Annotated in this window: 13 protein-coding genes and 1 pseudogene; 9 read left to right on the top strand and 5 right to left on the bottom strand. The window is 69.1% G+C overall.

The annotated features are described in order from the left end of the window. Positions 1-31 precede the first annotated feature (31 nt). The gene (locus AOZ06_RS24920; protein WP_054291617.1) at positions 32-4291 is read left to right on the top strand and encodes an Hsp70 family protein; all 4260 of its coding nucleotides are present in this window, start codon (positions 32-34) and stop codon (positions 4289-4291) included. A 16-nt stretch (positions 4292-4307) separates the two neighbouring features. Continuing rightward, entirely contained in the window at positions 4308-4913 is a 606-nt protein-coding gene (locus AOZ06_RS24915) for a hypothetical protein (protein ID WP_054291616.1), read from the top strand. Between the two features lie 65 nt (positions 4914-4978). Here AOZ06_RS24915 and AOZ06_RS24910 read toward each other — a convergent pair whose 3' ends face one another. Continuing rightward, positions 4979-6487, bottom strand: coding sequence for a PucR family transcriptional regulator (locus AOZ06_RS24910; protein WP_054296895.1), 1509 nt, complete (start codon positions 6485-6487; stop codon positions 4979-4981). Between the two features lie 170 nt (positions 6488-6657). On the opposite strand from AOZ06_RS24910, the gene AOZ06_RS24905 reads away from it, so the two are divergent. Genes AOZ06_RS24905 through AOZ06_RS24895 form a run of 3 tightly spaced genes read left to right on the top strand, consistent with a single transcriptional unit; the run spans position 6658 to position 10741 of the window. Further along, positions 6658-8262 carry an amidohydrolase gene (locus tag AOZ06_RS24905; RefSeq protein WP_054291615.1) on the top strand — a complete coding sequence of 535 codons (1605 nt, stop codon included), beginning with the start codon at positions 6658-6660 and terminating at the stop codon, positions 8260-8262. Continuing rightward, positions 8259-9686 carry a purine-cytosine permease family protein gene (locus tag AOZ06_RS24900; RefSeq protein ID WP_054291614.1) on the top strand — a complete coding sequence of 476 codons (1428 nt, stop codon included), beginning with the start codon at positions 8259-8261 and terminating at the stop codon, positions 9684-9686. The genes AOZ06_RS24905 and AOZ06_RS24900 overlap by 4 nt, the downstream gene beginning before the upstream one ends. Positions 9687-9694: 8 nt before the next feature. Then, positions 9695-10741: a serine hydrolase domain-containing protein gene (locus AOZ06_RS24895; RefSeq protein WP_169798978.1), complete on the top strand. Its 1047-nt coding sequence runs from the start codon at positions 9695-9697 to the stop codon at positions 10739-10741. A gap of 130 nt (positions 10742-10871) precedes the next feature. Here AOZ06_RS24895 and AOZ06_RS24890 read toward each other — a convergent pair whose 3' ends face one another. After that, entirely contained in the window at positions 10872-11807 is a 936-nt protein-coding gene (locus AOZ06_RS24890) for an NAD(P)-dependent sugar dehydrogenase (protein WP_054296894.1), read from the bottom strand. A 211-nt stretch (positions 11808-12018) separates the two neighbouring features. Then, the gene (locus AOZ06_RS24885; protein WP_054291612.1) at positions 12019-12255 is read right to left on the bottom strand and encodes a hypothetical protein; all 237 of its coding nucleotides are present in this window, start codon (positions 12253-12255) and stop codon (positions 12019-12021) included. Positions 12256-12300: 45 nt separating this feature from the next. Here AOZ06_RS24885 and AOZ06_RS62480 point away from each other — a divergent pair. The 3 genes and pseudogenes from AOZ06_RS62480 to AOZ06_RS24870 all read left to right on the top strand — a co-directional run. Continuing rightward, positions 12301-12804 (top strand): annotated as a pseudogene (locus AOZ06_RS62480) (winged helix-turn-helix domain-containing protein); the annotation flags it as partial. A gap of 298 nt (positions 12805-13102) precedes the next feature. Then, positions 13103-14017: a TetR/AcrR family transcriptional regulator C-terminal domain-containing protein gene (locus AOZ06_RS24875; RefSeq protein ID WP_054291610.1), complete on the top strand. Its 915-nt coding sequence runs from the start codon at positions 13103-13105 to the stop codon at positions 14015-14017. A 144-nt stretch (positions 14018-14161) separates the two neighbouring features. Then, entirely contained in the window at positions 14162-15121 is a 960-nt protein-coding gene (locus AOZ06_RS24870) for an aldo/keto reductase (RefSeq protein ID WP_179950837.1), read from the top strand. Between the two features lie 42 nt (positions 15122-15163). Here AOZ06_RS24870 and AOZ06_RS24865 read toward each other — a convergent pair whose 3' ends face one another. Together AOZ06_RS24865 and AOZ06_RS56620 are read right to left on the bottom strand one after the other, a co-directional pair. Further along, the gene (locus tag AOZ06_RS24865; protein WP_157233224.1) at positions 15164-16837 is read right to left on the bottom strand and encodes a flavin monoamine oxidase family protein; all 1674 of its coding nucleotides are present in this window, start codon (positions 16835-16837) and stop codon (positions 15164-15166) included. A gap of 213 nt (positions 16838-17050) precedes the next feature. Then, positions 17051-17821, bottom strand: coding sequence for a Crp/Fnr family transcriptional regulator (locus AOZ06_RS56620; protein WP_054291607.1), 771 nt, complete (start codon positions 17819-17821; stop codon positions 17051-17053). Positions 17822-17919: 98 nt separating this feature from the next. Between AOZ06_RS56620 and AOZ06_RS24855 the strand changes: the two genes are divergently transcribed. Next, a complete protein-coding gene (locus tag AOZ06_RS24855) occupies positions 17920-19800 on the top strand; it encodes a thiamine pyrophosphate-binding protein (protein ID WP_083471901.1) in 1881 nt (626 codons plus the stop codon). Position 19801: the final 1 nt, after the last annotated feature.

Genomic DNA, 19801 nt, shown 5'->3' with positions numbered 1-19801 from the left:
GCCGACCACACGGACGATTGGCCAGTCACAGATGAACCAGAGGTGGACCGACCGGGTTCGCGACCGGATCGCCGGTGGCGCGGACCGGCGGCTGTCGCGGATGGCCGAACAGCTGGCCACGGCTTTCGCCGAGACACCAGGTGCTGCGTCGGACAAAGCCGTCCGGCAGTACGGCCAGGCGCTGCGGGTGGCGTTGCGTGTGGACAGCGCGCAAGCGGAGACCTTGTTCCGGACGTACGACGCGCGGATCCCGTCGGAACGGTATCCGTTCACCACAGCCGACGAGCCCTGGCTGGCGGAGTCGTCGGCTGACTCGGCGTCGCCCGTGTTGTTCGACGTGGCCACACGTGCGGGGCTGCCCGCTCTGCAGATTCGGGTACGGGACAGGATCACGGAGCACCTCGGCGGGGACGCCAACCAGATCGTCGCCAACTTCCACCGCTGGCACGGGCAGGGCCTGCTTACCGCCGACACCGTGACACGTGTGCTGAGCCGGTACGTCGAGCGGAGTTCGTTCGAGCAGGACGACCGGATGTGGCGGTTGTTCTTCGACCGGCTCCCCACCGAGCTTCAGCCCGGCCTGTTCGAGGTGCACTGTTTCCTCGGCCGTGGCGCTGCCGCTGTCCGCCTTGCCGGCACACCTGCACAGGTCGACCGTGCGTTGGCGTGCTGCCTGCTGAGCACCCAGATCGAGGACGTACGCGCGGGTTTGGCCCACGAACCGGCCGACGTGAAGGTCCGCGGCGCGCTGGCCATCCGCTTGGCAGACCTGTGCGAGCCTGGGATCCACCAACTGGTGGAGCAGGAGGAGTTCGTCGAAGCGGCTCGCCTGACCCAGGAAGTGATCACGCACCTGGCTCGCGCTTCGGACGAGGGCGAAGCGCTCACACGTCGCCGTGCGGAGATGGCCGACCTGCGCGCCACGCTGCTCGGCGCGACCCGGCGCCTCTGGGCGGAGCGAGTCGCCGAGCCCGGCAGTGCCGGACCGCAGGCCGTGTACCGGCTGTGGAGCAGGTTCGAAGAGGCCGCCGGTGAACTCGACACGGCTGCGCGGCGCGCGGAGGACGGCGGCGAGTACTTCCGGGCGAACCGGTTGTTCGTCCAGGCCGAGCAGTTCGGCGAAGCCGTCCGGGTACTGCGGGACGACAACTCGGCCGAAGGGCTGGCCGCCCGCGCTGCGGCATGCGAGGTCGGCGGGGACCTCCCCGGTGCCGCACGGCTGTACACCCGGATCGGGCAACGTGAACGAGCCGTTCCGCTGTTCATGCGAGCCGGTGAGCACGCCGAAGCCGCGCGGTGCTTGGTCGAACTGCTCGGCGACGAAGCCGCGGAAGACGCGCGTCTCGCGGAGTGCCTGCGCCGCACTGGTGGGTACAGCGAACTCGTGCGCCACTGTCTGGTGGCCGTCGAAGCACACGGTTCGAGTTCACTGGCAGCGTCGACCTTGAGCCAACTGTCCGACGACGGTCTCGTACCGCCGCATCTGGTCACCGAGGTCAGCGGCGCGCTCAACGCCTTGGGTGCCCGGGATCGCCGCAGCTTCGAGGAACGGGCGCAGGGGTGGGTCGGCCGTGCCCGTGCCGAGATCGACAAGCGCTTCAGTGCGATCTGGGGGTTCGACCTCGGCACGACCACGTGCGCCGCGGCCATCTACGACTCGCAGACCAGGCAACCTGTGTTCTGCCCGTGGAAAGGCAGCATCCATTTCGCGTCGACGGTGAGCCTGGACCGGCACGGTGACGAACTGGTCGGCCTCAGCGGCGAGGAGACTCTCGCGCCGTGGCTGGTCGGTCACATCGACGCGGCGAAACGGGCGATGGGCCGCAAGACCGTCTACAAGATCCGGGATCGCTCGTACCGGCCGGAAGAGGTCGCCGCCCGGCTGATCCGGCACGCCCGCGGACTGGTGGAGACCTTCCTGGCCGGGCAGGTGCGGGAACGCGTCGCGCAACTGGCGCGGGCCGAACTCGGTCTGGTGCGGGAGGACTGGCTGTCCTGGACTGAACGCAACCACGACCTGCGGCTGGACCGGCCACAGGTGGTCGTGACGATTCCCGCCTACTTCCGGAACAACCAGAAAGCAGCGACGCACTCGGCCTGCCGGATCGCGGGAGTCGACCTGGTTCGTCTCATCCACGAACCCACGGCCGCCTGCATCACCGCTGCCCGCGAACGACGGCTCGGCGACACGATCGCGGTGGTCGACCTGGGCGCGGGAACGCTCGACATCAGCCTGGTGGAAGTCGGCGACGAGGTCTACGACGTGCTCGCCGTCGGCGGCGACAACCGGTTCGGCGGCCGGGATCTGGACGCGGCCATCACCCAGGCGCTGACGGATCGGTTCGCGCGGCAAGGGATCACGGTCCCGAAGGCGGGATCGGTGCGCCGGCGGCTCGCGATCGCCGCGGAAAGCCTCAAGATCGACCTGTCCGCCCAGGAACACGCGACCTACGACATGGTGAGCCTGCAGGGTGACGACGTGCGCCTGGAGCTGAGCCGTACCGACCTGGCCGATGTGCTGGCCGGTCCCCTCGCGACCTTACGCAAGGTGTGCGCCGACTTCCTCTCGTCGGCACCGGTGAGCCCGAAACACCTCGTGCTGGTCGGCCGTCCCATGTTGTCACCGCTCGTACGGGAGACGGTGGAACAGGCAGTCGGCGTGACACGCACTGTGGTTTCCGATCCTCGTACCGCCGTGGCCGCAGGCGCGGCGCTGCTCGGCGCGATGCGCGACGGATCGCTGGACGACGTGCTGTTGCTGGACGTCACTCCGCTGGCTCTGGGGATCCGGATCGTCGACGAGCACGACAAGGACCACCTGTCGGAGCTCATCCCCGGCAACTCGAAGATCCCGACCGCGCGCTCGGACGTCTACACCACGCGTGAGGACAACCAGAGCGTGGTGCGGATCGAGATCTTCAACGGATCGCTGGACCAGGAGTCGAAGATCGGCCAGTTCGAACTGACCGGGATCCCGCCGGCGGAGAAGGGCGTCCCCAAGATCGAGGTCACCTTCGAGATCGACGCCAACTGCATGTTGTCGGTCACCGCGAAGGACAAGGCGACCGGGAAGTCCAACTCCATCCGCGTCGCGGACACGACGTTGCTGTCGCCCGCGGAGATCTCCGATCTGACCCGGCGTTACGAGCTCCAGCGTGAGGAAGAACGGCGGCAACGGGATCTCGCGGACGCGCGGGAACGGTTGCGCGGACTCGCCGTGTCCACAATGGATGACGACAGCGCCGCGGCCTGGCAGGAGTTCCGGCACCGACAGGCAACGCACCGCCCCTCACCCGGCACCGAGGACGCCGAGACGCGGCACCTGCTCGTGGAGATGTTCCGCGAGGCGGGGCAGACGGAGCTGGATCTGGACCTGGCCCGGCGCGCCGTACGGGACGTCGCGCTCGCCGCACTCGACCACCTCGACCAGCCGGCCGGCGACAGTGCCGAAACCACGCGGCTGGCCGACGAACTGCGCGCCGCGACCGGACGTCTGCACCGGCTCACCACCACGGTCGCCCGCTGGAACGCCGTGCTGGTACGGCTGGCGATGAACGAACCCGACCCGCTGTTGCGCTTCCGCGGTCACTGCGCCGCGGGCGACTACCGTCAGGCGTTGGCCGCTCTCGCCGAGATACCCGCCCCGCCAACCGATCCCGACGACATCCGCCGCCACGCCCGCTGCCTGGCCGAGGTCGGCGACGCCGAGGGCTACCGGGCGTTGCGCTCCGTGCAGGCGAACCGGCCGGGCGACGCACCCGCCGGGCTCGTGCGCATCCTCGCCGAGGACGCTGCCCAGGCAGGCGTGGGCTTCCTGATCGATGAACGACTGGTGGTCACCAGCCGCTCATCGATTCCTGACGACCCTTCGCCGGTTCTCATCGACACAGGCACGGACGGCACCAGGGCCGTCCAACGCGTCTACCTGCCGGAGTCGGCCGACAACGACATGGCTGTGCTGCGGCTGGCGAAACCAGTGAGTGCCGCGGTACTTCCGTTGGGATACCCGAAGTTGGTGCACCTCGGGGACCAACTCTGGGTACCGCGGCCAACCGGCGGAAGCACATGGACGCACGAGGTCGGTTTGGTCAACCGCATCGGGTCCGTGGCCTCGAGCGGACTCCGGTTGTTCATCACCAGCCTGCGAATCCCGCCATCCTGCGCGGGCGCGCCGGTACTCGACGACCTCGGCGAGGTGGTCGGCATCGTCACGGTCGCTGACAACGACACCTGTGTGCTCAGCCTCGACGCACTCGACCCCGTCCTCGCGGACGCGGGCTTCGACCGGTGACAGGAAACGGGTCCTGATGGGCATCGACATCATGTGCCTGACGATCGACTGGGAGTCGGCCGTCGCCAGGTACCGGGAAACCGGCCTTGAGTTCTACTGGGACGCGGTCCAGGCCCGCAACCGGCGGTACGAGGCGGCAGGCCTGCCGTTGCCGATCCCGCCGGAACTCGAGGTACTCCCCGGTCTGCCCGATGCCGATGACCCCGACCTGTGGTGCGGCACACGAGCGTTCCACCTGGTGGCGGACTTCTACACGGACGCTCTCCGCCCCGCGCTGCCAGCCGAACTGCGCCGGGCGTGCGAACCCGTGCTGCCGCTCTTCGCGCTGTGCGACGAGATTCCCGTGCCTTTCGACCGTCAGTGCCTGCTCACCGACTCAGGGCTCACGAAGCCACCGGGCAACGACCCGTCGCTCTACACCCTGCGCCCGAGGACCGTCCACAAGGTACTCGAGGTGGCCCGGTCGGTCCCCTGGTCCGAACTGTACGAGTTCGACGACGAGGTTGTTCCGTTCGACGGCTACGACGTTCACATGCTGACGTCGTTCGCCTTGCAGCAACTGGACCGCCTGGAGCACGCCGCTCAACGCGACCAGGGAGTTGTGCTGATCTTGTCCGTGTGATCCGTCAAACCCAGCGGTTCGCCCGCATGTCGGCATGGCCGAGTCCGGCAACTGCTGCCGAGTCCTCAGTGCACGGTCGTGTCGGCGTAGGCGAGTGCCTCCCGGGCTTCCAGTGCCAGCCACAGCTCGTACCGTGCGGAAGCGATGGCCAGGTCGCGGCCGGTGAGCTTCTCGATGCGGTCGATCCGGTTGCGTACGGTGTGCCGGTGCACGCTGAGGGCCTGTGCGGTGGTGTCCCACACGGCGTTGGCGTCCAGCCATGCGCGCAGCGTTGCCAGGAGTTGCCCACGTGGGTCGGCCGCGTCGATCGGTGCCAGCACGGTGTCGGCGAACGAGGCCAGCAGTTCAGGTGAACCCAGAGTGAGCAGCAACCTGCTGGTGCTGTGCTCGCTTGCCTCGGCCGGACGGCCGAGCCGTTCGCTGCTGCCCAGCAGGGCGCGCGCTTGTCGCAGTGACACCGCGGCTGCTCGTGGCCGCAGGGCCGCGCCGATTCCCGCGGCGCATCCCCGTGCGAACCGGCCGAGCAACGCGACCACGTCCACCTCCTCGGTGGTCACGGCTTCCACGGTGTCGCCGGCGCAGCGAACCAGGCCTCCGGGCAACACGAGAGCGAGGTCGGCGGCCAGGTCGCCTGCTTCTCCTCGCCGCGCTCGCAGGGCCAGGCCACGGACTCTCGGCGTGGACAGGCCGAATGTGGCGAGCATCGGCTCGATCTGGTCCTCCGGCATACCGGCGGCCAGCCTGGCCATCGCCTCCGCTCCGGCGCGCCGCAGCGGTTCGTCGGCCAGGTGCCGGCGCTCCAGCTCCAGCGTCAGCAGGGACACGAGCGCGGCGTCCAATGTGCCCAGTTGAGGCTGCCGCGTACGGACGAGCAGGATGTGCCCGCGCAGCCGTCGCGCACCGATCGGCTGAACACCCACGGCGAGCCCGTCGACCTCCACCGACGCACTGCCCAGCAGGCCCCGGCCGCTGACCTCGTCCAACGCCGCACGGCCCGCGGCCAGCAGCGACGGCGCCGCGGATCCCACCGCCGCCAGTTCACGGCCGAGCAGATCGGTCACCACGGCGGCGCGGCCGGTCGCGTCCAGCCACACCTTCAGGATCGCGTTCAGGCCCGCACCGGAGGTCGCCGCGACGGTGAGTTTGCGCTGCACGTCGATCGTGTGTTCCAGGGCGCGGCGGTCCTCGGCCGCCAGCACGGCGAACACCGCCTTGGTGACGGCGATGAACGGCACCTCGTCCGGCACGACCAGCAGCGGCAGCCCTGCCTCCTCGGCGGCGTCCACCAGTCCCGCGGGCGGCTGCCGGTACGGCTGGCCGTGACCCACGCCGAACGCCAGTGCCGCCGCGCCGCCACCGACCACGTCCTGGACGAACTCGCGGCACGACCCGGGGTCCGCGGGCAGCACCACACCTGCCGTCATCAGCAGTTCCCCGCCGTGCAGCCACTCCCCTGGCCGCTGCAGTTCCGACACGTGCGCGGCGGTCACGACACGGCTTCGCCCGGCCGCTCCCGCGACCAGCGACAGGCGGAGATCACGTAACGAGAGCAGGGCGTCCACGGTCAACGGCATGGACAGAGTGTCCACCCGATCCGGCGAATTTCAACCTCGTGTCCATCGACCCGGCCCTGTGCCGAGACCTAATGTCCCAGGCCACGTGACCCGCCTCACTCCGCCGACGACGCCGCTGGAGGCTTCGTGTTCGACAACCCGACAGGCCCGACTCGTTCCCGAGCCGACCGATGACCGCGGCTGACCTGGTGATCCGCGGCGCCACCGTGCACACCATGGACCCGTCACGGCCGACCGCCGAGGCTCTCGCCGTGCGTGACGGCCTGATCGTCGCGGTCGGCGACGCCGATGACGTGCGTCCGCACATCGGTGCCCGGACCGAGGTGATCGACGCGTCCGGCCTGGTCGTCACCCCTGGGCTGGTCGACTCCCACCAGCACCCCATGCACGGCATCGCCGACGCCGGCGCCATCGACGCCGCCGGGCTCACGAGCGTGGCCGGGCTGGAGGATCTGCTGCGGCACGTTTCCGCAGGCCTGCCTCCTGAAGCGTGGGTGGTGGTGAAAGGTGTCGAGTACAGCGCGCTGCCCGCGAACGGCCGCTTCGCCGCGTTCCTCGACGACACCGTTTCCGGGCGGCCCGCGTTCCTGTGGCTGATGGACTCCCACAACGCCCTGATGAGTACGAAAGGGCTCCAGCTCGCGGGCATCACCGGGCCGATCAGCTTCGGCGACCGGTCGGAGATCATGGTCGACGACCAGGGCGTTCCCACCGGGCAGCTCCACGAGATGGCCGCGGTGATGCACGGCTACGCCGCCGTCCCACCGCCCTCGGCGGACGACATCGCCCGGTTGGCGGCCACGCTGTTCGCCGACCAGGCCGCGTGCGGCATCACCGGCATCCACGTACCGGACAGCTGGTCCGGAACCGAGGCGGTACTGGACGCACTGGACCAGCAGGGCCACTTGCCGCTGCGCGTCCTGCTGGCACCGTGGATGTTCCCGAACAGAGTCGAGGACACGGTGGACGCCGTGCGCACTTCGCGGGCACGGCCGAAATGGCGGACCGGGGCGGTCAAGTTCTTCCTTGACGGCACCATCGACGGTGGCTCGGCCTGGCTGGAACACCCGGACTGCGCCGGCGACGGCACCCGTCCCATGTGGATGGACGTGCGGCAGTACCGGGACGCGGTGCGCCGCGTGGTGGAGATCGGTTTGCCGTGTTTCACGCACGCCATCGGTGACCGTGCCGTCACGGAGGTCTTGGACGCCTACCAGGCGGTCGGCCGCCCGAAGCGGGGACGGCATCGCGTCGAGCACGCGGAACTGCTGTCGGACAACGACATCTCGCGCTTCGCCGAACTCGACGTGGTGGCGTCCATGCAGCCGACGCACATGGACTGGACGCTGCCCGATCACTCCGACAACTGGTCGCAGCGGCTCGGTGCCCCGCGCTGCGGGCACGGCTGGCGCTGTGCCGACATCGTGCGGGCGGGTGGACGTGTCGCACTGGGATCCGACTGGCCCGTGGCCCACTACGACCCGCGAGTGGTCATGGCCGGGGCGCGGTTGCGTCGCCCGGCCGCTGACCACGGCCGTGAACCGGTCGGAGAGGACCAGGCGCTCACCGCCGTGCAGAGCCTCGCGGGCTACACCACGTGGGCCGCGTACGGTGTCGGCGAGGAGCAGGTGGCGGGCCGTGTCCGAGAGGGCTTCCGCGCGGATCTCACCGTGTTCGGCGGCGATCCGCTGGCTTGCCCGGCCGAGGAGACAGCGGACCTGCCGGTCGCGATGACCGTCGTCGACGGCCGGGTAGCCCACCGGGCGCAGTCATGAGTCCGGCCGCTGAGTCTGGCCGTGCGAGCCGCGTCGAGGCGCACGGGATCGACGTGATCGGCGACGACGAACGTCACGGTCGCGCACGTGACCTGTTCGGTGTGTGGGCGGCTCCGAACGTGAGCTACCTGAGCCTGGTGGTCGGCGGGGCGCTCGTGCTGATGGGCCTGGAACTGTGGCAGACGCTGGTGGTGATCGTCGCAGGCAACCTGTGCTGGATCCTCGTCGGCGTGGTCGCGGTCAGCGGTCCGGCGGCGGGTGCGCCGAGTGAGGTGATCACCCGGGCCGTGTACGGGATTCGCGCCAACCGCGTCGTCATCGGCGTCAACGGCTGGTTCATTTCCGTGTGCTACGCGGCGCTCAACTGGTCGGCGGCGTCCGTGACCGCGTTCAGCCTGTTCTCGCGATACGGGCTGGACCTGGACACTGCCGGGAAGATACTGGTCATCATCGGTATCGCGGCCGTGACGCTGGTGATCAGCGTCTACGGGCACGCCACCATCGTGAAGCTGTACCCGCTCCTGTCGATCGTCCTCACAGTCGTGTTCGCGGTCCTGGCGTCGTTCGTGCTCGGCCACACCGACTGGACCTACCAGCCGCGGAACACGTTGCACGGCGTCGAGTTGTGGGCGGCACTCGCCGCAGGCCTGGCATTGGTGGCGTCGGCTGCGTTGTCCTACAACAACAGTGCGGACTTCGCCAGGTATCTGCCGAGAACCACCAAGCCGGCCGCTGTCGCCGGGTGGACCGCGTTGGGCGCCTACATCCCGAGCGTGCTCTTCACCGTCCTCGGCGCACTCGCCGCGACCACACTGGACATGCGTGACCCGCAGACCGCGCTGGCCGGGATGCTGCCGGAGTGGTTCGATCCCGTCTTCCTGATCGCCGTGATCATCGGCGCGATCGCCAACAACGCCATGACGATCTACAGCGCGGGCCTCGCCATCCAGGCGATCGGCATCCGCATGCGCCGGTCTCGCAGCGTCCTGCTGGACGGCACCATCGGCGTCCTGCTCACCATGTACGCCCTGCTGGTGTCGAACTTCCTCGACGCCGTGAGCAGCACACTGCAACTGATGGTCGCGGTGCTCGGTCCGATGATGGCCATCTACGTCGCCGACGTGTTGTTGCGGCGCAACAGCTATGACGGCCACGCCCTCAGCGACGAGACGAAAGGCGGGCCTTTCTGGTACGTCGGCGGCGTCAACTGGGCCGGCGTCGGCGCACTGGTCGCCGGTGCGGCACCCGCTTTCGCTTGCATCTCCATTCCCAGTCTGTACACGGGATTCCTGGCCGATGCCGTCGGCGGGATCGACCTGTCACTCCCCGTGGGACTGGTGGTCGCCGCAGTGACCTACACCGTCGCGATGCGCGGGAAGGTATCCGCCACCGCCGATGAACCGGCGGTCGAAGCGATGCGATGATGTCGACCATGGAGAGGCTGGCGGAGTTCATCGAGGCGGAGGTAGCGGCCGATCGGCTGCCGGGCGCGGTGGTGGGGGTCGTGCACCGCGGCCAGGTGGTCTTCTTGGAAGCGTTCGGCTACCGGGACAAGGCCGGTGGCGTTCCGATGCCGACGGACGCCCTGTTCTGGATCGCGTCGATGAGCAAGCCGATCACCGCAACCGCCGCGTTGCTGCTGGTCGAACGGGGCCGGCTCGTACTGGACGAGCCGGTCGGCACGTACCTTCCCCAGTTCTCCGGGCAACCGGTGCAGCCGACAGTCCTCGACCTGCTCCGCCACACGGCGGGCATGCCCGAAGGCCTGCTCGGCGACACGCCGGTGCACAAGCTGTACGCGGAAGCGGTCGGTGACGGGATGACGGACCTGACCGGCGAGGAGTTCATCGACAGGCTGAGCACCCTGCCCCTGCTGCACGAACCGGGTGCGATGTGGCACTACGGGTGGGGCCTGGACCTCACGGGATTGATCATCGAGTCCATCGTGGGCACGTCACTGGGCGAGTTCCTGCGGGACGAGATCTGCGCGCCGCTGGGGATGCCGGACACCACGTTCGGTATCCCGGAGGGGCGCGGTGACCGGTTCGCTCGTCCGTTGCCGCCGCACGAGTTGCCCGATCTGTCGATCGCCCGGTTCCACTCCGGCGGAGCGGGACTGGTGAGCACCGCGGGTGATTACCTCCGGTTCGTCCAGATGCTGCTGGCAAAGGGAAAGCCGCTGCTCGGCCGCAAGACCGCGGAGTACATGCTCTCGGACCAACTCGCCCAGGGCACGGACACGAGCCGCTTGGAGAAGCGCGGCTGGAACCCGGGTCACGGTTTCGGGATCGGGCTCGCGGTGCGGCGGCGGATCGGTGGCGCGCCCACCCCGGGTTCGGTCGGCGAGGTGACGTGGCCGGGTGCGGGCGGCACCACGTGGTGGGCGGATCCGAGCGAAGACCTCGGTGTCGTCGTGATGGCGCACACCACAGCCAAGGTCGAACCGCAGATCAGGGCACTCGTCCTGCGTTCGCTGTGATCCGCTGCCACCGGGCCGTGGCTTCGGCACATGGGTCGGCCTGCACGCCACAGCCCGGATGCACGGTTGGTGGCGGGTGCCCACCCGACCGAGGCGCAATGCTGACCTGAGCCGGGGCCGGACGTCGTGATCAGGGTTCGATGACCACTTTGATCGATCCGGCGGCGCGGTCGGCCGCGACGCGGAAGGCTTCCCCGGCATCCTCGATCGGGAACCGGTGGGTGATCAGGGTTTTCGCGATGCCGGGTTTCCGGGCCAGCATGGCCGCGACTTCCTCGACCTCGCGGACGCCGTCGTGGCGGCCGTAGGCGATGCTGTTGACGTACGTGAGTTCCTTGACCTGGCTGACCGCGGTGCCCGGGATCGGCATCGTGTCCATGTACACGCCCAAGGGCACGATCCGGCCGCCGCGGCGAGCCGCGTCCGCGGCGCGCGCGAGGCTCGAATCACTGCCTGCCGCGTCGATCACCACGTCGTAGTCGTCGCTCGGTTCGCCGAATCCGAGTTGCTCGGCCGCCGCCTGCTGGTGGTCGTAGCGGGTGTCCACGTCGACGTGGAGACCCCGGTCCTGGGCAGCCGCCGCGGCGAGGAGCCCGATCGTCCCCGCGCCGACCACGAGAACGCGTTCACCTGGTCGCACTTGGGCGCGGCGCACCGCGTGCCAGGCGACCGCGCCTGGCTCGATGAGGCAAGCGTCCTTCACGTCCAATGCCGGGGGCAGCGCGAGCAGCGTGTACTCCGGCACCACGACGGCCTCAGCCATGCCGCCGTCGGAGAAGACGCCGAGGTTTCCGTGGCCGGGCTCGGTGCACCGCCGCGGGTTGCCGCCGCGGCACTCTCCACATTCGCCACCGTGGATGGTCGGTTCGACGAAATGGGGAGTGCCGGTCTCGTCCACTCCGGCGAACTCGTGGCCGTAGACGAAGCCCGCCATCCCGATACCGGCGAGTTGCACGTCCGTGCCGCAGATCCCGGCCGCGGCGACGGACAGCCGGACGCCCGCGCCTCCTGGCTCGTTGACCTCGATGGTGCGGATTCCGTCGTCGGTGTTCACGACCGCTCGCATGCTCTGTGCTCCCTGGTACATCCGTGGACCCGTGCCCGGTATCCACTCTCCGGGCGGGCGGGGTGAGCGGGCCTCACACCATCAGGGTGATTTGATCTCCACCATGACATCCGTCGTGCCGCGGCCCGTGCTGTCCGAGCGACTCGCCCGGTCCGCCCGGGTAGCCGTGGTCTCGGCACCGGCAGGCAGCGGGAAGACAGTCCTCGTCCGGTCATGGATCGAGGAAACGGGCATCGGTGAGCACGTCGCGTGGGTCGCGGTCGGGCGCGATCCACAGCGGTTCTGGCTGTCGGTGCTCGACGCTCTGCGCGGCGCCATCCCGGGATCGGCGCTGGTACGGGCACTGACGGCGGCACCGGATCTCGACGGCTGGGAGCTCGCCGAGCGCCTGCTGACCGACTTGGCGCCGCTGACCGACCAGGTCTGGCTGGTGCTCGACGACGTGCACGAGATCGCCTCACCCGAAGCACATCGGCAACTGGAACTGCTGATCATGCGGGCACCGTCCGCGCTGCGGTTCGTCCTCATCACCCGGCAGGAGGTCCGGCTGGGGTTGCACCGCGTGCGGCTCGACGGTGAGCTGACCGAGATCCGTGCGTCCGACCTGCGGTTCTCTCTGGAGGAGGCCCGTGAGCTGCTGGCTGCGGCCGGGGTGGCGGTGTCGGCGCCCGCCTCGGCTTGCCTGTGGGAACGGACCGAGGGCTGGGCGGCGGGGCTGCGGCTCGCAGCGTTGTCCCTTGCCGGGAACCCGGACCCGGAGCGGTTGGTGGCGGAGTTCACCGGCAGTGAACGGACCGTCGCCGAGTACCTGCTGAGCGAGGTGCTGGAACGGCAGCCCGGCGCGGTGCGCGAGTTGCTGCTGCGGACGTCCTTGCTCGGGCGAGTCAACGGGGAGCTGGCCGATCTGCTCACCGGGGGCAGCGGTGGCGAGCGGATCCTGCGAGATCTGGAGCAGTCGAACGCCTTCGTGACGGCAGTGGACGCGACCCGGTCGTGGTTTCGCTACCACGGGTTGTTCGCCGACCTGCCGCGGCTGGAACTGCGCCGCACGGCGTCGGCGGATGCGGCCGTGCTGCACCGGAAAACCGCTGACTGGTTCGCCGCGCACGGATACGCGGCCGAGGCGATCCGGCATGCCCAAGCCGCGCAGGACTGGCCGCTGGCAGCCCGGCTGCTCGCCGAGCACGGGCCCGTCATGCACCTCGACGGTCAGGCCAGCACCGCACACGACCTGCTCACGGGATTCCCCGACGACGTGGTCGCGGCGGACAGCGTGCTCGCGGCCCCTGTCCGCTGTGGACGAGCTCACGCACGGATCGGTCGGGACAGCACAGAAGTATCCGGCGCTGGCGGAGCGGGCCACCGACTCGCTGCCGTCCGCACGGCTCCTGCTCGGCATCGTCCGGCTGATGCTGGCACGCAGGCTGGGGAACCTGTCCGCGATCACGCAACGAGGACGGCAGCTGCAGGAGATGATCGAGGCGGAGGACGCGGCGCGGCCAGGGGGCCTCGCCGAAGATCTGCGCGCGTTCGCGTTGATCAGCCTCGACAGCGCCGAACACTGGACGGCCAGCTTCGCGGAGGCACGGCGGCACCTGGAGCTGGGCCGTGCACTGGCCCAGCGGCTGCGCCGACCGTACCTGGAGTTCAGCGGCCTCGCCTGCCAAGCGGCGAACGAGTTCTTCCTGTCCGGCCCCGCCTCGCTCTACGCCTATGTCAACGACATGAGCGAGCTCCAGGCGCTCGTCGTCGACCGCGCACTGGCAGCCGTCGAGGTCGACCAGACAGCGGGCTCATGGCGCGACCGTCTCGACGGTCTGCTCCGCTCCTACACCGAAGTCCTGGTCAGCAGCCCGGCTGTCGCGATGATGGCCTTCCAGACCACCGCCGTGGGGCCCAACGCGCTGCGCATCGCCGAAGCTCTCCTGCGACTGCTCGACGAAGCCGGCGTCGACCAGGCGAACGCGGCATGGGCCATCGACATGCTGACCATGCTCGTCACCGCGATCGCGGCAGAACACGCGCACGGCTCGGACCCTGGAGCACCGGACGGCCCCGTCGGCCAAGCGATCAATCGCGCGCCGCAGGACGAGTACCCGCGCATCCATGCCGCACGCACAGACCTCATGTCCGGCACCAGCGAAGAACGGTTCGCCTGGTCGGTCGACGTCGTCGTCCGCGGCATCCTCTCGCGCGCCGCCGCGCGGTGATCACCGCGGGGGCGCATCGGCGAAAGAGCGAAGCATTGCCGCCGAAATGCCCGACTCGGGATTTTCGGGCACATCGAACACCCACTGCCGGGCAAGCTTTCCCCGCCCGAAATGCGGGCCCCGGAACACGTGGTTGAATCGGGTGTGGCCAATCTCCGCTCGCTCGGCTCGTCCGACCTTCTCGTTTCACCGCTTTGCCTGGGTGGCAACGTCTTCGGCTGGACCGCGGACACGGAACAGTCCTGCGCGGTGCTCGACGCCTACGTCGCGGGCGGCGGCAACTTCGTCGACACCTCCGACTCGTACATGAACTACTTTCCCGAGCAGGGCAACGAGCCTGGCCAGTCCGAGACCATCATCGGCGACTGGCTCGCCGCCCGGGGCAACCGCGACGACATGGTCATCGCGACCAAGGTCGGCGACCACCCCGACCACTTCGGCCTCGCGCCGGCCACCATCAGGGCCGCTGTGGACGAGTCGCTGCGGCGGCTGCGCACCGACCACATCGACCTGTACTACATCCACTACGACCGGGACGAGTCCATTCCGGTCGGCGACATCATCGGCGCGCTCGACGAACTCGTGCAGGCGGGCAAGGTGCTCGCCATCGGCGCCTCCAACATCAACCCTGAGCGGCTTTCCGAGATGCTGGCCTTCTCCGACCGCGAGGGCGTGGCCCGTTTCGTTGCGCTGCAACCACAGTACAACCTCGTCTCGCGCGAAACCTATGAGGGACCGCGAAAGGAGATCGTACAGCGCGAAGGGCTGGCGTGCGTTCCGTACTTCGCGCTCGCTTCCGGTTTCCTGACCGGCAAGTACCGCCCCGGCAAGAACATCGAGAACGTACGCAACATACCCGGCATGGCCGGTGGCTACGCGGACACCGAGCGCGGCGTGAAGGTTCTCGAAGCGCTGGAGCAGGTCTCGACGGCGCGAGGCGTGGAGATGGCCACCGTGGCGATGGCGTGGCTCGCGGCGCAACCGACCGTGACCTCACAGATCGCCTCCGCGCGCACTGCCGAGCAGTTGCCGGCGCAGTTCGCCGCACAGGATCTGCGCCTGTCCGACGCCGAGCTTGAGGCCTTGGCCGCCGCCTCTGCCTGACGCCGGTCATTGAGCGGCCGTTCGTCAACCGCACATCGCGCCCTACCAGCCGAGGTAGTAGCCGGTGGGGAACCAGTCGGGCTGCCGCACCCCGAAGTGCCGCTGAAGAGTCACTTCGGTGGCTGTCAGCGCGCCCTCGATCCAGCCTTGCAGACCGGAATACGCCTCGCCGACCACGTGTACGCGAGTGCCGGGGCCGAGTGGCTGTTTGATCCGCGCCATCGACGTGCGCACGTCGACGCCGACGTTCCAGAAGTTCCAGCCACCGCCGTACGGGTCGGGCGTCCAGTCGGCGAACGCACCGACATCCGCATCGGGAATGTGGTCTTCCGGAACGCCATGCAGCCGCGCCAACTGGGACGTGGCGTGTCTGCGCATCCCTTCGGTGGCCAGGCTGAGGTGTGGCGGCGGACGGGGGACGTCATGCGCCGCTCCGCCGAGTTGGTGCCGTTGGACGAAGTTCCGCATGGCGGTGTGCAATTCGTCGCGGCCGGTGGCGAGTTCGCGTTCAGTCGGGCAGAGGCCGTGCCAGGAGTCCACCGCCCTGGCGTCGTCGTAGGACGCCATGAGCAGGCCAGCGGAGTGCCGGACTGGACCGTCCGGGGCGAAGTAGTAGGTTTGCCGGATCGGTAGGTCCGACACGGACCTGCCCTGGGTGATTCCCCGGCGCTCCCACCACCGGTCGGCGTACCAGAGGAAGAGCTTGAACGCCGGGTTCGGCGTGACCGCCTGCACCAGTCGACGCAGCCCGTCGTCACCTGGCAGGTCGAACGCCGCAGTCGGTGCCAGCAGTTCGAGTGAACGGCGTGGCAGAGCAAGGATCAACTGGTCGGCCACGGTTGTTCGGGTACTGGGCCCCGTCACCAGCTTGAGGGACGGCCGTCCGTCCGCGCCGACGTCGAATCCGGCCAGCCTGGTGCCCGGTTCGACCGAGCCACCCAGCCGCGTCAGGTGCTCCGCGATCGTGTCCGGCAGCGCCTGCATGCCCTCAGCCAGAGTCAGGTAGTGCAGGCCTGGGGTGAAGTCGAGGTGCAGCGCCTCCATCGCCTCGGCCGCGTTCCAGTTGCCCGCCAGGCTGTAGTAGCCGAACGCGTCACAGAGGTACTGGTAGGTCTCGGGGTTGCGGACGTCGCTGAGCAGGTTCCAGAACCCCACGTCCCACAGTGGACGGCCGTGCCACGTCAGCTCCGCCTTGACGGCGTCCCATTCCCGCCGGTCGGCTGGGCAGTCCTTGCCGATCAGGGCCTTGAGCACGAGCCGGTTCTCCTCGGTGCCCAGCACCTCGGTGATCACCTCGGCCAGCACGTCCGCGGCCTGCTTGTCACGCGCCGAGGACGACACCTTGTAGCGTTTGGTGGGGGTGGTCGTGGTCAGCGCCGTGCCGCGCCCTCGCAACAGCAGTCGCAGGTTCGGCCCGTGCCCGTGCAACGGGAGGAAGTCCTGCCGCGCGAAGCCCAGTTCGGCCAGCAGGGTGCACAGGAGCTGCTGGTTGTCGAGGAACCGCATCCCGCCGAGCTCGGCGCGGATCCCGCCGTCCGGGCCGAAGGGCAGCCAGGTCTGCAGGCGTCCGCCGATCCGGTCGCCCAGCTCGTAGATCGTCACGCGCGGCACCGGTTTACCACGCGTGCGCGCGTCGGCCAGGATGCGCCAGCCCGCGTACAGCCCGGACACGCCTCCGCCGACGATGGCCACGTCGTGCTTTTCCTGATCACCCATGCTGAGCACCCCTCTCGGAGTAGCGGCTGCGCGCCAAGCAAAAGAAACAACCCGTTCGCGGATGGCCACTACCCGAAAGAGTGGTCCCTGAAAAACAATTGCGACATTCCGTGCTTGACGCGGGTTCGTACGTCCGCACAGTATTCAGCCGACAGTTCCTCGACGCTGTCGGCTACCTGACCGTCGCGTTGTTCGAAATGTGACAGGCCGCGGCTACAGTCCCGCTTGCCGTCGAAGTCCGGTGAGATCGTGGATGGCGACCACGCGCCCGTGAACCGCCAGGAATCCGCGGTTGACGAAGCCGCGCAGGATCTGGTTCACCATCGGCCGGGAACCGCCGGCCATGTCGGCGAACGTCGCCTGGGTGACGCGCAGTTCCACGCTCACCCCCGACTCGGTGGGCACGCCGCGGGCGGATGCCAGCTGCACCAGGATCTTGGCCACCCGGCCCTGCAGGTTGAGGAACACGTAGTCGCTGCTGCGTTCCAAGGTCTGCCGGAACAGCCTGCCCACGACCTGGAGCAGCGACTCCATCAGCGGCGGGTGCGCGCGGAGCAGGGCGAGGAAGTCCGTTCGCGAGATGGTCAACACCCTTGTGGGCGTGAGGGTTTCGACCGACGCGGTGCGCGTGCCACCGTCCAGCAGCGCGATCTCGCCGAACACCTCCGGTGGCGCGCAGGTGGCGACCACCATCCGGTCGCCGTGGGGCGAGAGCACCGAGATCATCACTTCGCCCCGCACGAGGACATACAGGCAGTCCGCGGGGTCGCCGCGGTGGAAGATCACCTGTCCCTTGGGGTAGTCGCGGCACCCGCAGACCGCGGCGAGCCTGCGGACGATCGCCTGGTCGAGGCCGCTGAACGCCGGTACGGCGGCGAGCGAGCGCAGCGCGAGCGCGGCCGTGGCGCCCAGTGGGTCGTCCGACGTGTCCTGACGGCCGTCCCTGCAGTCGACAATGGCGATGACGCTGCCCTCCTCGACCAATTGTGCACATTCGCTCGACGGTATCGACTGGGCGAACCGATTCCCCATCACGGTACAGAAGCGTGGGTCTCGCCCGCAAGGAATGGTTGAATCGAACGATGACCGACAACGGTTCACCCCCATCGTCGACCATCGATCAGATTGAAGAACCCTCATATTCCGGGCGGCCCGGACACCTCGCCGGTCACCACGAAGTTCTGCACAAGATCACGCCTGCCCGGCTTCTGCTGAGATACCTCGTATTGGAGGGAGTCACGACGGTATTCAGCATTCCCGGCGGTTCCATGGTGTACGTCCTGGACGAGCTGCGTGGGAGTGGGCTGACCTACGTCCTGCCCCGGCACGAGAGCGGCGGGGCATACATGGCCGACGGTTACGCCCGGGTGCACGAGAACGGCTTCGGCGTGATCATCGTCCCCGCCGGGCCTGGGGCCACCAACGCCATCACAGGCGTGCTGAACGCCCACTACAGCGGCACGTCCCTGCTGGCTGTGACCAGCGAGGTGGGGCGGGCGTACTTCGGGAAGGGCTTCCTCCAGGAGGGCGTCGACTGCGAGCTGGATGTGCGGGCGGTCTACCAGGCCGCGAACGGCCACAGTGTCCTCGTCGACGACGCGGCCAACTTCAGCACCCTGTTCCAGCAGGCCTTGCGCGACGCCCGGTCCGTGCCCGGCGTCGCCGCCCACGTCAGCCTGCCAGTCGACGTGTCGCGCCAAGAGCTGGCGACCGTCCACTTCCCGGTCTCGACCGACCAGTACCGCGTGGTGCCCGCCAGCAGCGACCCGCACGGCGTCGAGGTCGCCCTCGACAGCATGCTCACCGCGGACTGGCCGCTGATCTTCCTGGGCAACGGGTGCCGCCGGGCCCTGCGCGACCAGGCCGTCAGGGACCAGTTGATCGAGTTCGCCGAACGGTTCGACATCCCGGTGATGACCACCCCGGGCGGGAAAGGACTGTTCCCGGAAAGCCATCGGCTCTCGCTGCGCAACTACGGCTTGTCCTGCAACCCGTGGACCGAGGCGTACCTGCGGGCGCCGAACGAGGAGAACCGGTACGACGCGCTGCTGGTGCTCGGGTCCGGGCTCGGCCAGCTGGCCACCTCGCCGACACTGTGGCCCACCCTGTCGTGGGACCGCCAGTTGATCCCCACGACCTCGTTCATCCAGGTCGACCTGGACCAGTCGGCGATCGGCCGGGCCTTCCCGGTCACGCAGGGCATCGTCGCCGACGTCGGCCGGGTCGTGCAGGCACTGCACGAGCAGAGCCGGCACCGCCCGGTCCCCTACTCGGCCACGCAGCGCCGCCAGCGCATCGAGGGCATCAAGTCCGGCCTGCCGCGGCCGGATCCCCGGCGGGCCGCCGATCGGCCGGACACGGTCGAACCGACGGACTTGACCGCCGCCGTGAACGACATCCTGCGTGACCTCGAGAACGGCGCGCACGTCTTCGTCGACAGCGGCAACTGCGTGGGCTGGTCGCTGCGCTACCTCCGGATCGACCCGCCGACGGAGTTCCACATCTCGCTGGCGATGGGGCCGATGGGGTTCGCGGTCAGCGCGGTCGTCGGGGCGAAACTGGCCAAACCGGACCTGCCGTGCATCGCGATCACGGGCGACGCCGCGTTCCTGATGCACGGCAGCGAAGTGTCCACCGCGGCGGTCCACAAGGCACCGGCGGTGTGGATCGTGCTCCACGACAACACGCACGCCATGGCCGACCAGGGATTGGCCGCGTACTTCCCGGACAAGGACTGGAACCACTTCTACAACATCGGCCGCCCGGACCTCGCCGCCTACGCCGCCGCGCTCGGCGCGAAGACCTGGTCGGTGACCGCGTCCGGCGAACTGCGGCGGGCGCTGGAGGAGGCGATCATGCAGGACGGACCGGAGCCACGTGTGGTCGTGGTCGCCGTCGACCCCACGCGGGAACCGCCCTACTGGGACTACGACGCCGTCCCTCTCGTACCCGGCCAGCGCTGAG

The organism is Kibdelosporangium phytohabitans (assembly GCF_001302585.1).
Lineage (GTDB): Bacteria > Actinomycetota > Actinomycetes > Mycobacteriales > Pseudonocardiaceae > Kibdelosporangium > Kibdelosporangium phytohabitans.
Note: the sequence above shows the minus strand (reverse complement) of the source record. Positions and strands in the feature narration are given on the sequence as shown.

Excerpts from the sequence above, each read along its gene's own strand:
- AOZ06_RS24920 (WP_054291617.1), top strand. The coding sequence starts at position 32 with ATGAACCAGAGGTGGACCGACCGGGTTCGCGACCGGATCGCCGGTGGC.
- AOZ06_RS24915 (WP_054291616.1), top strand. The coding sequence starts at position 4,308 with ATGGGCATCGACATCATGTGCCTGACGATCGACTGGGAGTCGGCCGTC.
- AOZ06_RS24910 (WP_054296895.1), bottom strand. The coding sequence starts at position 6,487 with ATGCCGTTGACCGTGGACGCCCTGCTCTCGTTACGTGATCTCCGCCTG.
- AOZ06_RS24905 (WP_054291615.1), top strand. The coding sequence starts at position 6,658 with ATGACCGCGGCTGACCTGGTGATCCGCGGCGCCACCGTGCACACCATG.
- AOZ06_RS24900 (WP_054291614.1), top strand. The coding sequence starts at position 8,259 with ATGAGTCCGGCCGCTGAGTCTGGCCGTGCGAGCCGCGTCGAGGCGCAC.
- AOZ06_RS24895 (WP_169798978.1), top strand. The coding sequence starts at position 9,695 with ATGGAGAGGCTGGCGGAGTTCATCGAGGCGGAGGTAGCGGCCGATCGG.
- AOZ06_RS24890 (WP_054296894.1), bottom strand. The coding sequence starts at position 11,807 with ATGCGAGCGGTCGTGAACACCGACGACGGAATCCGCACCATCGAGGTC.
- AOZ06_RS24865 (WP_157233224.1), bottom strand. The coding sequence starts at position 16,837 with ATGGGTGATCAGGAAAAGCACGACGTGGCCATCGTCGGCGGAGGCGTG.
- AOZ06_RS24855 (WP_083471901.1), top strand. The coding sequence starts at position 17,920 with ATGACCGACAACGGTTCACCCCCATCGTCGACCATCGATCAGATTGAA.